The organism is Streptomyces sp. NPDC046727, assembly GCF_040645635.1.
In the GTDB taxonomy this organism is placed as follows: domain Bacteria; phylum Actinomycetota; class Actinomycetes; order Streptomycetales; family Streptomycetaceae; genus Streptomyces.
This window is the reverse complement of the sequence record NZ_JBEYYR010000006.1, coordinates 163698-178184: the sequence shown is the minus strand read 5'-3', so window position 1 is coordinate 178184 and position 14487 is coordinate 163698. Positions and strand designations below refer to the sequence as shown.

6 protein-coding genes are annotated in these 14487 nt (G+C 68.5%); 4 read left to right on the top strand and 2 right to left on the bottom strand.

Going from position 1 to position 14487, the window contains the following annotated elements:
* Positions 1-2142 (bottom strand): helix-turn-helix transcriptional regulator, encoded by a 2142-nt coding sequence (locus ABZ937_RS09730; protein ID WP_361688594.1) that lies wholly within the window; start codon positions 2140-2142, stop codon positions 1-3.
* Positions 2143-2616: 474 nt separating this feature from the next.
* The gene (locus ABZ937_RS09725; RefSeq protein ID WP_361688189.1) at positions 2617-2862 is read right to left on the bottom strand and encodes a hypothetical protein; all 246 of its coding nucleotides are present in this window, start codon (positions 2860-2862) and stop codon (positions 2617-2619) included.
* 87 nt (positions 2863-2949) lie between these two features.
* Between ABZ937_RS09725 and ABZ937_RS09720 the strand changes: the two genes are divergently transcribed.
* Genes ABZ937_RS09720 through ABZ937_RS09705 form a run of 4 tightly spaced genes read left to right on the top strand, consistent with a single transcriptional unit; the run spans position 2950 to position 14430 of the window.
* On the top strand, positions 2950-7413 hold the full coding sequence (locus ABZ937_RS09720; RefSeq protein ID WP_361688591.1) for a DEAD/DEAH box helicase: 4464 nt from the start codon (positions 2950-2952) through the stop codon (positions 7411-7413).
* Positions 7410-9314 (top strand): UvrD-helicase domain-containing protein, encoded by a 1905-nt coding sequence (locus ABZ937_RS09715; RefSeq protein WP_361688186.1) that lies wholly within the window; start codon positions 7410-7412, stop codon positions 9312-9314. The genes ABZ937_RS09720 and ABZ937_RS09715 overlap by 4 nt, the downstream gene beginning before the upstream one ends.
* A complete protein-coding gene (locus ABZ937_RS09710; RefSeq protein WP_361688183.1) occupies positions 9311-12568 on the top strand; it encodes a helicase-related protein in 3258 nt (1085 codons plus the stop codon). Before ABZ937_RS09715 ends, ABZ937_RS09710 begins: the two co-directional genes overlap by 4 nt.
* A complete protein-coding gene (locus tag ABZ937_RS09705; protein ID WP_361688180.1) occupies positions 12565-14430 on the top strand; it encodes a DUF1998 domain-containing protein in 1866 nt (621 codons plus the stop codon). Before ABZ937_RS09710 ends, ABZ937_RS09705 begins: the two co-directional genes overlap by 4 nt.
* Positions 14431-14487: the final 57 nt, after the last annotated feature.

The window sequence follows — 14487 nt, the reverse complement described above, 5'->3', positions numbered from 1 at the left end:
TCACTCCCCTTGGCCGGCACGGAGTTCGAGAACGAGCCGCGTGAGCGCGGTGCGGACCGGGTGGCCGGCCGCATCGGTGCTGCCCCGGAAAGTGGCCCGCCGGGCACCGGGCGTGAAACGGAGCACACCGTCCTGGACCTCACAGCCGTCCACGGCAACGAGCTCCGCCCATTCGAGCTTGGGACGACTGCCCGACCGTACGTCCAGCAGGACCACCGGTGTCATGGCGGGCAGTTCGTCACCACGAGGCAGCTTCACCTCGGCGGTGATCTGCCACTCCCCGCCCGCGCCGATCGATGCGTCGAGTCCGTCCAGTTCCGGAAGGGTCGGCGCGGAACTGCGCCTGGACGCAGTCTTGCGAGGGACGGTGAGCGCCTTCCGCAGCTTCGCGCCCCCCTGGCCGCCGGAGCGCTTCGGCCGGGCTACCAGTTCCTTCACGGCGGCGTTCACCTCGGTGGTCAACCGGGCGATGCGATGGTGGGCCGTGTGCGACCAGCGGAGGGTCAACTCCTCGGTCTGGCCCCAGCGATCGTGCTCGGGGGGTTCGGCCGCGCGCAGGAACTCCTCCGCCTCCTCGGCGAAGGGAACCGACTCCCCGGCCGCCTGCCCGACCAGGAGAACGGCCTGGAAGGCGTTGACGCCCAGGGGGAGCCCCGCGACACCGGACTTCTTGATGGTCATCCGATTGCCGCGTAGCGAGTGAACCTGGTTCGGGGCGCCGTCTGCGTCCTCGGCATCCGTGACCAGGAGAACCGCGGGGTGGGTGCCGAGCATGCCACGACGGCCGCCGGAGAGCGGCAACCGGAACGGGACCGTACGGAGAGCGACCTGTCCGGCCTCGGTGAGCCGGTCCACGGTCGTCCCGTCGTAGAAGGCACGCAGCGCCCGGGTCCGCGAGGGTTGGTGCTCGGTGGGGTCGACCTTCTGCTCCTCGACGACGACCTTTCCGTTGCGCAGTGTGCGGACCGAAGCCTCCAGGAGGGGCAGTCGGTTTCCGCCACTGGTCATCGCTGCCCAGAAGTCCCGCCCGAGCGCCTCTACCAGCCGTTTGTGCATGGCTTCGATGTCGCGGATCCCCTCGTTGTCGCTGCCGTCCTCGTCATCGCCATCGAGGTCCGGGGTGCTCTGGTCGAGGCTCGCCACGTCATGGGCCCCGACGATGAGGAAAGAGGTGCCCGGCTCGTCGCTGTCGCGGTCGAGGTACAGACGCTTGACCGTCTCCTCGTCGGCCCACCAGGAACGAGCCACCGCCGCACCCGGGCTGTCAGGGTCGGGGCGCCCCAGCCAGGCGGGGCCTGCGTACGGGCGGCCGTCGACGAAACGCCACGGAAGCTCGAGCCGTCCGATGACACGGCGCTCGGTACGACCCTCGTGGGGTACGGAGAGCGTGGAGTTGATCAGGACCAGGCCGAGCGCACTGGTCGCCCACAGCGTCGCCTTGCCCAGGCCGTAGGAACCGCCGGCGCCAGCACCCGACTTGAGGCTCTCCAGCTGGCGACGGACGACGGCTGAGAACTTGCCGTCGTCGTAGTCGTCGCCGGTGAGACCGGAGGCGTTGTAGTCATCGATCCGGAGGAGGACCAATCGCCCCTTCTCGAACATGTCCCGGACACCGGCGTCCACGACACGTCCCACCTTCTGCTGGGAAGCGGACTCCGAAACCGCCGTGTAATGCGGGTGGAGGTCGTCCCAGAGGATGGCCTTCCGGAAGTCGTCCAGAGCCCCACCGGTGAGCTCGTGGAGGGTGTAACGCACGCGGACCGGGCGGTCGTTCAGGGGCAGCCGCTCATCGAGGCTGTTCTGGCACGTCTCACGGGCAAGCACCTGGACGTCCGCGTCGAAGGCGAACGCGGCAGCATTGCCCAACTCCCGTCCGCCATCGTCGTGTCCGGGACGGTGGTACCAGCCGATGGGCAGGCCGGCCAGGGTGTCGGTGGTGCGCGTGTGCACGGTGGCCAGGTCGGTGTTCAGTGCCTGGGCGATCCGTTCGATGGTCTCTCGCCTTGGGGTGGCCCGCCCTGTGATCCAGGCGGAGACGGCCGCCCGCGTCACATCCACCGCCTCCGCGAGCTGCGTCTGGGTCATACGTGCCAGCTTCAACTGCCGCGCCAACCAAGGGCCGAAGTCCTCGCCTGCTTCCACGGTCACCTGCGCTCCGGTCTCGGCTCGTTCCTACGACACCCTCACCCTACCCCCGCGATTGACACAAAGAGCAACTGTCAAAGGAAGTTTGACTTCCGCAAAGCCCCTCGATCCGATCAGCTGCCAGATTGACCACCTTTTGTCCGACACGCACCATTCGCCGACTCGCAGGAATGCGGACCGAAAACTTCCGCTTCCACCCTCAACAATCCCTGGGAGCAACGCACTTGCGCACGTCGATTCGAACCCACTAGCGTCTTGCATCGGCAGCCCCACATGCCTCGGAAGAAACATTTCTCCGATCCACGCCACAGGTGTGCCTCATTATGGACAGGTCACCTTCGCTGCCCTCGAGACGCACGCTTGCTCTCCTTTGTTCTGCCGCATACACAATTCCGCTCTCGCTCTTGCCCACGTCTTTCGCACACGTCGGCTCCCCATGCAACCGCTCGGGCCGCAACCACGTCCGTGACATCACCCGCCCCACCCGTGCTCGAGGATCGGAGACCCGTGTCCGCTGAACCGACCGCCGTACTGAGAACCGTGATCGAGCAGTCCTCCCGGGTTCTGCAGACGTACCGAGTCGACCCCGGGCTGGTCGCGGAACACTCCAACGGCGAACGGCGCATCACTCAAGGTGGATACGGTGACCGCCAGCTCTTCGAACTCGTCCAGAACGCGGCCGACGAAATCGCGGCGGAACCCGGTGGTTCTGTTCAAGTCGTCCTCACCGAGTCCCATCTCTACTGCGCCAACGAAGGAACTCCGGTCACTTCCGAGGGCGCGGAGACAATTCTCCGGATGAGCATGTCCCGCAAGCGCGGCGGGCAGATCGGTCGATTCGGCGTCGGGCTGAAATCGGTCCTCGTGGTCACCGACACCCCGGAATTCTTCAGCCTCACCGGCAGCTTCGGCTTCGACCGCGCTTGGTCGTACGAACAGATCCGGTCCGTGCCGGGTGTCGTAGAACGGTACGGCCCCGAGTTCGACGCTCCCGTGCTGCGGATGGCCCGCCCCCTGGACGAGCACCTGGAGCGCGCATCCGATCCGATCCTCGACGAGCTGCTCACCTGGGCGATCACCGTCGTACGGCTGCCGCTCCTCCCGGGCGCGGACGACCGACTCGGCCTGGACATGAACGGAGGTCGTGCCCGCCATCCCGGCGAGGGACGCGAAGAGTTCCCGGTCGGCTTCCAACTCTTCTCTCCACACGTGGCGAAGGTCGTCCTGGAGGACCGTCGACCTCGCCCGCTCGCCCGCCGGGTGCTGACCACCCAGCAGAGCGGTGATCTGCGCACCGTGGTCGAGGAGCGGACAGGAAAGCCCACGACCACCGACCGCTGGCGCGTCTTCACCGTCACCCACGAGCCCGGCCCGGCCGCACGGGCCGACGCCGGTGAGCTCCACGGCCGGCTCTCGCTCGATCTCGCCTGGGCCGTGCCCGAGCTGGAAAAGGATGCCGAAGGCAGACTGTACGGCAGCGCCAGGTCACGAGGCCGAGGGCGCTTCTGGTCCTTCTTCCCGACCAAGTACGAGATGTCGCTGAGCGGCATCCTCAACGGTGCCTGGAAGACCAACGAGGACCGGCAGAACCTGCTCGACTCCTCGCCCTTCAACCAGGAAATGATCAAGGTGTCGGCTGCACTGGTGGTCGACTCTCTTCCCGCTCTCGTCCCGACGTCGGACCCGGCCGCCTACCTCCCCCTACTGCCCGGGCGTGTGAAGGAGGCGATCAGTTGGGCGGACGAGTTCCTGACCCGGGAGATCTGGGCGCGGGCCGCGATCCGTCCGTCGCTGCCCGATCAGGAGGGGGTGTTGCGCGTGCCCACCGAGCTGCGTGTCCATCCTCGTTTCGACAAGGACCAGAAGCGCCTCGCCGGCTGGCTGTGGATGTGGCACGAGTGCCCAGGCCGTCCCACGGACTGGCTGCACCCCAGCGTCGAGGCCGACGCCCTGCGGTCCGGAAAGGTCGAGCACATCCTTGGCGCGGCGGGACACGGGAAGGCCGACGTCCGTGAGTGGCTGGAGGCGCTCGTCGAGTGCGGCACCGTCGAGGCTTCGGCTGTGGCCATCCGCATCCTCGCGGAGATGATCGAGGTCCAGAACCCGTACGTCGAGGAGGCGCGCAAGGCACGGATCGTCCTCACGGAGGAGCATGGTCTCGTCGCCCCTGTGCCCGGTCGGGTATTCCGACGCGCGGACCAGGGTGGGCTGCGTGAGTCCCTGGTGTACGTGGTCCACGGCATCGCCCAGGACCCGTCGCTCGCTCACTCCCTCAACGTCCTCGGCATCCGGGAGGCGGACGCCGAGGGACGCTTCGTGAGCGTCCTCGACCAGGGCTTCGACGGCTACGGTGACACGGAATGGGGGCGCTTCTGGGAGCTGTTCCGGCAGGCCGGGGGTCGTCGGCTGGCCCACAGGGTTCTCGAGCGGGTACCGACACCTCGCGAGACGCTGCATGTCCGGACTGCCGACGGGAAGTTCCGGCCGGTGCGGGACTGCATGCTGCCCGGTGCGGTGGTCGATGTCCGGCGTGACCCGAGCATCGCCGTCGACAAGGAGTTCCACTCCGACGACCTCTCCTTCTTCCCGGAGATCGGGCTGCGGGAGCGGCCCTCGACAGGGGTACAGCCGGAAGGCGAAGCCTGGTTCGAGGAGTACCGGGAGGAGGTCCACTCCGCCCTTCTGCGGAGCCTGGACAAGCGTGCCCCGCGTCCGTCCCTCAGCCGGACGAAGGTGGAGGGCTCCGCGATCGGCGGCCCGCTGCACCTCTTCCGCTCCCTCTCGGAGGAGTCCCGCGCCGCGTTCCTGAAGGCCCTGGCCGACGACGACGTGGTGGACAACTGGACCTGCCGGATCGGTGATCGGTCGAGCTCGCGGCAGGCCGTCATCTCGCCGATCCGCTGGATGCTCAAGAAGTACGGCACCGTCGCCACCTCCCAGGGGATCAAGCCGCTGAAGGAAGCCGTCGGACCGCAGCTCGCCGCATATCGCGACGTGCTGCCGGTCGCCGACATCTCCCCGGAGAAGGCTCGCAAGCTGCGTCTGCCGACCACGGTCGACGAGGTTCCGCCCGACCGATGGGACACCCTTCTCTCCGAAGTGTCCCGGAGCGAGGACGATACGTTCGTCGGCGCCACCTATGTGATGCTCACCCGGTTCGGCGCGGACTTCCCCGAGGACGCGCTGACCCGGTGCCGCATCGGCGACGTCTGGGGCGCACGTCCGGACGGAGAGATCACCCTCGCAGTCGGCGCCGCCGAGTATCGGGCACTGCGGGCCGAGCAGCTTCCCGCGCTGCTCGTGGCGACTCCCGAGGACGCCGAGCTGATGGTCGAGAAGTGGGGGATGCTTCGCTACGCCGACGTGATCAGCCGGGAGACACGCGAGGTCGCGGACGGCGACCCGGTCCTCCTGGTGGAGCTGTATCCCGCCCTGCGGCAGCGGCTGAACAGCACCAACCGGAACAGCCTGGTGCAGCGGTGCACCGAGCTCGAGGAGGTGACCCGCACCCCGAACGGCACGCAGCACACCCCCCTGGATGCGGTGCGCCAGGGCAGCACCGTCAAGGTCCGCGTCCCGCTGGACCCTGAACCGCTGCTGCGGTTGATCGACCGCGAGCTGGAACTGGGTCTCGGCACGGCCGGCTGCCGGGCGGTGCTGGAACACCAGGAGCGCATGGCTCGGGACAGCGAGACGAGGGCGGCGCTCAAGGCCGTACGCGGCGCCGAGGACGTGGTCGCCAAGATCGAACTGCTGATCGGTGCGGAGGCTCTGCGCTCCGGGCTGCCCGAAGGGCTGATGGCGGCCGAGCTGAAGGACACCGGCGGTGTCGATCCGACCGGTCACCGGATCGCACAGCTGGCCTTCAACGCGCACGGCGACGGCGTGCTGCAACAGCACGCCCGAGACATCCAGGCCAGGTTCCCCAATGCGCCAGTGGCATACGGAGGTTCGTCGGCTGCCGTCGCATTCGTGTCGGACCTGAAACTGCCCGTGTCCTTCGCTGGCTCCAGGACACCGTCCCCGCCCGCCTGCGAGACCGTGGACGGCCCGCGGGACTTCCCTCGGCTGCACGACTACCAGGAGGATCTGGTCCGGAACATCTCCACCCTCCTCGACCGGTTGGCCCCGCAACGCGCCATGCTGTCCCTACCCACCGGCGCGGGCAAGACCCGGGTCACCGCCGAAGCCGTGATCCGCTGGGTGAAGCGAGTGGGCGATCTGGAGGGACCGCTGCTGTGGATCGCACAGACCGAGGAGCTGTGCGAGCAGGCCGTACAGAGCTGGAAGTTCGTGTGGAGCAAGGTGGGCGCCGAGCGGCCACTCACCATCAGTCGGCTCTGGAGCAGCAACGAGGTGGGGAACGTCGTGGAACACCCGCACCTGGTCGTTGCCACGGACGCCAAGCTGGAACGATGCCTGGACACCGAGCAGTACGCCTGGCTGCGGCAGGCCGCCCTGGTGGTCGTGGACGAGGCGCACACCGCCATCTCCAAGCGGTACACCGACGTCCTGGGGCAGTTGGGTCTCACCCAGTACGAGACCGGTCGGCACCTGCTCGGCCTGACCGCCACCCCGTTCCGCAACACCAACGAGGAGGAGACCCGCCGTCTGGTCAATCGCTTCGGCAACCGGCGACTCGACGAGGGTGTCTTCCCTTCCGGTGACCCGTACCGCGATCTCCAGCAATGGGGGATGCTCGCCCGTGTCGAGCACCGCACCCTGGAAGGTGGCCGTATCGAACTGACACGGGACGAGAAGGCGCAGGCCGAGCGGATGGCGGTGCTCTCCCGCGCCGCCGAGCAGCGTCTCGCCGACGACCACGCACGCAGCCGCCGCATCATCGACGAAGTGGCCGAGCTTCCGAAGGGCTGGCCGACCCTGCTCTTCGCCACGTCCGTGGACCACGCCAAGTACCTGGCAGCCATGTTGAACGACCGCGGGATCCCGGCCGCCGCCGTGGACTCGACCACCAGCGCTCAGGACCGGCGTCGGCGGATCGAGGACTTCCGCACGGGCCGTATCCGCGTGCTCACCAACTACGGTGTGCTCACCCAGGGATTCGACGCACCCGCCACCCGTGTCGTGGTCGTGGCTCGCCCGGTCTACAGCACCAACGTCTATCAGCAGATGATCGGCCGTGGCCTGCGTGGCCCCAAGAACGGCGGCAAGGACACCTGCCTGATCCTCAACGTCAGCGACAACATCGCCAACTTCGACACTCAGCTCGCCTTCACCCAGTTCGAGCACCTCTGGAGCAGTAAGTGACCAACGCCTACCTCGACAGCCCTCCGCTCACCGACGAGCAGCGGGCCGTGGTCGAGCAGCCCTGGGATGCACGTGTCCTGGTCACCGCCGGCGCCGGAGCGGGCAAGACCCACACGTTGGTGCGCCGGCTCGATGCGCTGTGCGGCCACGAGGATCCTGACGAGGCCCTGGAGGCCGCCGAGATACTGGTTCTCACCTTCTCCAATGCCGCCGCGCGGGAGTTGCGGGAGCGTATCGCCCGGCACGGGGAGCGGGCGCGCCGGGTGCGCGCCCAGACTTTCGACGCCTGGGCGTACGGGGTACTCGTCCAGGCGTACCCGGGCAGTGAGTGGCTTGCGGCCTCCTTCGATGAGCGGATCAGGGCCGCTGTCGAGGCGATCGAGAAGGGCGCCCTGGAGTCGGGTGACGCCGTCCCGCCCTCCCATGTGGTGATCGACGAGGTGCAGGACCTGTTGGGTGACCGCCGGGAACTGGTGGAGGCTCTGCTCGATCGCTACCAGGACAGCTGCGGCTTCACCGTGGTCGGCGACGCCGCCCAGTCCGTCTACGGATTCCAGATCGAGGACCTGACCGAACGCAGCGACGAGACCGGCCGGTTCTTCGAGTGGCTGCGCTGTTCGTATCCCGACGATCTGGTGGAGTTGTGCCTCACCGAAAACTTTCGGGCCGTCACTCCCGAGGCCCGGGTGGCGCTGGCGCACGGTCCCCGGCTCCAGCAGATCAGCGACCCGGACGAGGCAGGAACGCTCTACGACGAACTGCGTGATCTGCTCCTGGATCCGGTGAACGGGACGGGTGACCTCGCCGATGAGTACACCTTGGGCGGATTGCGGTCCCTCACCGACAGCTGCGCGATCCTCACCCGCGACAACCGACAGGCCCTGGTGGTCGCCGATCTGCTGCATGAGCACGGCATCGAGCACCGGCTGCGGCGCCCCCTCGAAGAGCGGCCGGTGCCGTACTGGGTCGCAGAATTGCTGCGCCGTACGGAGGCGACCGGCCTCACCGAGGACCGGTTCCGCTCCCTGCTCGCGGAGATCCCTCTGCCGTACGAGCCGAATACGAGTGCTCTGTGGACGGTGTTGCGCCGGGCCACCCGCTCGACGGGGCGCAGTGTGCTCGATCTGGAACGGCTGCGCCGCCTCGTTGCCGACGGCAGGTTTCCGGACGAGGCGGCCGACCCGGAGGCCGCACGGCTCGTGGTCTCCACCGTGCATCGGGCCAAGGGCCTCGAGTTCGACCGCGTGATCGTTCTGACTCCTCCGAGCATCGCCGAACTCCACAAGCAGCACAAGGACGAGTTGGACCTCCCCGCCGAGGCCCGCGCCCTGTACGTGGCGATGACGCGCGTCCGCCAGGACCTCTACCACGCACGATCCCCGGAGCTGCCGGTCCTCAAGCGAGCGGGTGGCCGAAGGAACGGTCGCCGGTATGTCGGCGGGTGGCGGTCGTACGACAGGTTCGGGATCGTCGCCGAGGCGGGCGACGTCTGCCGGGACAACCCGCCCGGGCACGAGACCGACGCCGTGGCGACCCAGACGTACCTCCTGGAGCAGGTCGGCCCCGGGCAGGAAGTGGTGCTGTGCAAGCGCCACGACCTGCCCATGGGCGAGTGCCAGAGCCCGCCGTACGCCCTGGTGCACAACGGGCGGGAGATCGGTGAGGCGTCGCAGCGTTTCCGCGAGGAGCTGTACCAGGTGCAAAAGGTGAACCGGACGTGGGACCCCTGGTGGCCCGATGAGATCCACGACATGCGGGTCGACACCCTGGAGACCGTGACGGGCAGCATCGCCGCCGGCGCGAACGCCGGCCTCGGCGAGCGAGGCGTGTGGGTCGTCCCCCGGATCACCGGCATCGGAAAGTATCGACGGGCTGACAACGAGGAGGAGCAGCGCGCATGACGCACGTAGCAGGTCGGCACTCCGAGCACTATCGGGTGCGGGACGAGGAACTTCTGGTGGGGCTTCGCCGGGAACTCCTAGGACCTGCTCCGGACGCTGCGCCGGACGACCGGGACGAGATCCTCACCCAGGACGCGCCGATCGACCGCTACCTGACCGGCGTCCTCTACCCGCGATCGGCGAACGCGGACGCGAAGCAGCGGATCCGTGAGGACGACGAGGAGCACGAAGGCCTGGACGTCGCACCGCAGCGCACCGGTGACAACCTCGAGGAATCCGGTACCGCGGACGAGGTCGGCGCGGCGGGGTCCCGCCGTCCCTCCTCGATGGGCCTCACCTTTGCGGTCGACCCGGCCATAAGCGACGCGATCGTGGTCTCGGCGCGCGCAGCCGTCTACGAGCCCACCGATGCCGACGGCAGTCCGATCCCGCCCCGCCGCGCCGAGGCCCGTACCACCGCCGACCAGCGGGAGCGGTGGCGGCGCAGGGAACTCGCCCTCCCGGACCAGCGCATCGACGTGACCCGGCCGGCTCCGAAGGACCCGATCGAGCTCGCCCCGGAAACCGCCGCGTTGCACGTCAACGTCCGGCGCCCCGACCCGACCACCGGAACGGTCACGATCACGGTCACGCTGATCAACACCCAGAAGATAGGCGAACGGGATCTCCAGGACGCCTTCTCCCTGTTCCAGTGTGGTCTGACGGTCCGAGCCGCCGACGGCTCCACCGCGTTCGTCGAGCGTTCCGCCCCGACCGCCGCTCACGACCCGGAGATCGCCACGAGTCGGCTGCTGCACCGTCATGCCCCGACCTTCGCTGTCGGTCACGGTTGCGCCGCCGAATGGGACTGGACTCCCCCGCCGATCGGCATGACCGACACCGTACGGGCCGCAGTCGCCGAGGTGCGGAGCGAGTTCGTGCCCACCGTCGAGGTGCTGCTCACCGACTCCAATCCGGAGATAGACAGCTCGGCTCTGTCCATGTTGGGGCTGGCGGAGAAGCCCGACACCGAGGTTCTGGCTGCTCTGGAGGAGCTCGCCGCGGGCTACGAGCGCTGGATCGACCGCAAGACGGCCGAGGCGAATGCGCTGACGGGCGGCACGCACGAGAAGCCCGCGCGGGACCAGGTGGAGGCCTGCTGTGTTGCGCTCGACCGGATCCGCGAGGGCATCGAGCTGCTGCGGGCGAAGCCCGATCTCATGAGGGCGTTCCGGCTCGCCAACCGCGCCATGGCCGACCAGCGCGCCCGCAGCGCGTGGGTGAAGGGCGGCCGCAGCGGTGCTCCCGACGTGGCGGCAGGCCGCTGGCGCCCCTTCCAGATCGCGTTCGTGCTGCTCTGCCTGGCCGGCATCGACGACCCGGACCACCGCGACCGGCAGGTCTCCGATCTGCTGTGGTTCCCCACCGGTGGTGGCAAGACAGAGGCCTACCTCGGGCTCATCGCCCTCACGTCGTTCCTGCGCCGTATCCGCAAAGGTGCGGACGGCGGCGGTGTCACCGTTCTCATGCGCTACACGCTGCGACTGCTTACCCTCCAGCAGTTCGAGCGCGCGGCGATCCTGCTCTGCGCCATGGAGCACATGCGACGCCACATGCCCGAGCTGGGACGTGAGCAGTTCTCCATCGGCATGTGGGTGGGCCGCTCGGCCACCCCCAACACACTGGTCGAGGCCGGCCAGAAGCTCGACGAGCTGCGCAAGAACCTCGACAAGCGCCTCGCTACCGAGAATCCCGTCCAGTTGCACGCCTGCCCTTGGTGCGGGACCCGCCTCGACGCCCGGAACTACGAGGCCGACGAGGACGCCAAGCGGATGCACGTCCGCTGCCCCGGCACGGACTGCGACTTCGCCGATGGCCTGCCCGTCCATCTGATCGACGAGGCGGTGTACGACGCCCGACCCACGCTGGTGATCGCCACCGTCGACAAGTTCGCATCCATGCCGTGGCGTCCGGCGACCTCCGCGCTCTTCAACCTTGATGACCCGGACGACGGAACCCCTCCCCCGGAATTGATCGTTCAGGACGAACTGCACCTGATTTCTGGGCCGTTGGGAACGCTCACCGGTCTCTACGAGACTGCTGTGGACGCGCTCGCCGGCCGGCCCAAGGTGATCGCCTCTACGGCGACCATCCGTCGTGCCGCCGACCAGGGCCGTCACCTCTTCGCCCGCGGAGTGCGGCAGTTCCCGCCTGCCGGGCTGGACGCCCGCGACTCGTGGTTCGCCGTGGAGACACCGCGCGAGGACAAGGCGAGCCGCCGCTACGTCGGCCTCCTGGCGCCCGGCACCAGCCAGTCCACCCTGCTGATCCGCACATACGCCACCCTGCTGCACCGGGCCAAGCACGCGGAGACCGACGACGAGGTGCGCGACGCGTACTGGAGCCTTGTCGGCTACTTCAACAGCCTCCGGCTGCTCTCCGCGGCCGAACTTCAGGTCCACGACGACGTGGTGGCCTATCTGGAGCTGCTCGCCGAGCGCGAAGGGGTGGCGGTCCGCTCGGTCGCCAACTACTCGGAGCTGACGAGCCGTGTCGACGCGAGCGAGATCCCGACCCGCCTCAAGGGCATCGAGAAGAGGCTCCCCGACGAGGACGCCGTGGACGTCCTCCTGGCCACCAACATGATCGCGGTGGGCGTGGACGTGGACCGCCTCGGTCTCATGGCCGTGATGGGCCAGCCGCAGACGACCGCCGAGTACATCCAGGCCACCAGCCGAGTCGGCCGCGCACACCCCGGCATGGTGGCGGTCATGCTCAACTCGGCCCGTTCTCGCGATCGTTCTCACTACGAGAGCTTCCAGCACTTCCACTCGGCCCTCTACCGTGAGGTCGAGTCCACCTCCGTCACCCCTTTCTCCGCCCGCGCCCGCGAGCGGGGCCTGCACGCGGTGATCGTCGCACTCGCCCGCGTCCTGATCCCGGCTGCCCGCCCCAACGAGGGTGCCGGCAAGGTCGAGTCTTACGAGCACATTCTCCGGGGCCGCATCAAGTCCGTACTTCTGGACCGCGTGGACGCAGTCACCCCGGAGGAGACCGACGCCGTGTCCCAGGCCTTCGACGAGTTCGTCGAGTGGTGGTGCGAGGAGGCCGACATCCACAGCGGCCTGCTCTTCGAACCCCGCAGGGGCAGTCGTGCCCCCTCGCTGCTGAAGGCGTACGACGACGAGTCCGAGGGTGCCGATGCCTGGTCCACTCTGTGGAGCCTGCGCGACGTCGACGCCGAGTCCGCCCTGTTCATGGAGGGAACCCGATGACCCCGCCCCCCGCCCGCCGTCGCAGGACCGGTGCGAAAGGCGCCGCACCCGCCCACAACCTCCCACGGCGCGGCACGGTCCGCCGCGCCCAGGCGATCACCACGTACGGCGTCGGATCGCTCATAGCCGTCGACCACGAGTCCTTCGTCGTCTCGGGGCTGGACGATGCCGAGGGCAGCTGGAGCATCCATGAATCCCCGCGGATCCACGAACGCCGCCTGGCCCGGCTGCTCGGCGTCGACTACTTCCGGCTGCCGCCCGCGTCCGACGACAGCAGCGAGGACGGCCTGCGGGTCCGTCGCTTCCCCCTGATGCACTCCTGCCCCGAGTGCACGGAACTGCAGCGACACCGCGACTTCAATCCGCCCGCCGGTCGTAGCGTCTGCGGCACGTGTGAGGTCGACCTCGTCCCCTCCCGCTTCGTCGTCGCCTGCGAGGCCGGACACCTCGGGGAGTTCCCGTACTGGCAGTGGGTGCACCGTTCCATCGACCGCGGTGCCACGACGGCGGGACAGTGCGGTGGGAAACTCAACCTGCGTACGTCCGGACGTACGTCTTCGCTCCGCTCGATCCTCGTCTCCTGCACCTGTGGACAGGCTCCTGAAGTCTCGATGGAGGGCTCCTTCCGCAGGAACGCGCTCAAGGATCTGGGGCTCACATGCCGGGGCTTGCGCCCGTGGCTCGGCACGTCCGCCCCCGCCCAGGAGTGCGGACTCCCCCTGCGCACGCTTCAGCGCGGTTCATCAACGGTGTGGCAGCCGGTGCTGAAGTCGGCACTCTCCATCCCTCCGTGGAGCGACGGCCGCGCGGATCCGCTCGCCGAGCACTGGGACACACTCCGCGAGTACGACAACCGCGAGCACGTCGAGATCTATCTCAAAGGCGTTTTCAAAGGAAAGTGTCCCGTCCCGCTGGACGAGGTGATGGCGCTGCTCGACGCGGAGCGTGAGGAGGACCCCGAGGGCGAGGCAGGCCCCTCCTTCGACCACCGCTACCGCGCCCTGCGCAACAAGGAGTACGAGCGTCTCCGCTCGGGCAACGACGAGCGCGAGCACTCCCGCGACGAGCAGTTCATCTGCGAGACCCCACTGGGCGACCAGAGCGTGCTCGGTCCGCTCGGCGTCACCGGCCCGATGCTGGTCAAAAAGCTTCGCGAGGTACGTGCTCTGAAGGCGTTCACCCGGCTCGCCGACCCCGATTCGACGACCGAATCGAAGGAGATGCCGCTCTCCGACTCTCCCTTGCGCTGGCTCCCGGCCATGGAGGTGCGCGGCGAGGGGGTCTTCCTTCGCCTGAAGGAAGACCGACTCGGCACCTGGGAGAAAGCCACGGCGGTGGCGGCCCGGATCGAGCGGATGCGTACCGCTCACCAACGGGTGCTGGAGCAGCGGGCCGGCGACCCGAGCCGGGTCGTCCCCTCCCCGGCCACTCCACGCATGGTGCTGCTCCACACCCTGGCCCACGTGCTCATCAACGAGTGGAGCCTGGAGGCGGGCTACCCGGCCGCTTCCCTGCGCGAGCGCCTGTACGCCGCCGACGACATGGCAGGGATACTCGTCTACACAGCGACGAGCGACTCTGCGGGCAGCCTCGGCGGGCTCGTCGCCCAGGGCGAACCGGACCGCCTCGACCGGACGATACGTTCGGCCGTCCGCCGTGCCGAGTGGTGTTCCTCCGACCCGCTCTGCGTCGAGACCGAGGCATCCGGCACTGGCAGCACCAACCTCGCCGCTTGCCACGCCTGCGTCATGCTCCCCGAGACGAGTTGCGAGCACAACAACATCCTGCTGGACCGCGCGCTGCTCGTCGGCACGCCGGACGATCCTGACCTGGGCTTCTTCACGAACATACTGGAGCACTGATCTCCGGCTGCCCCTCAAGAGGGGGACCGGAGCGGCAGTTCACGCTCCGCCTCCGGC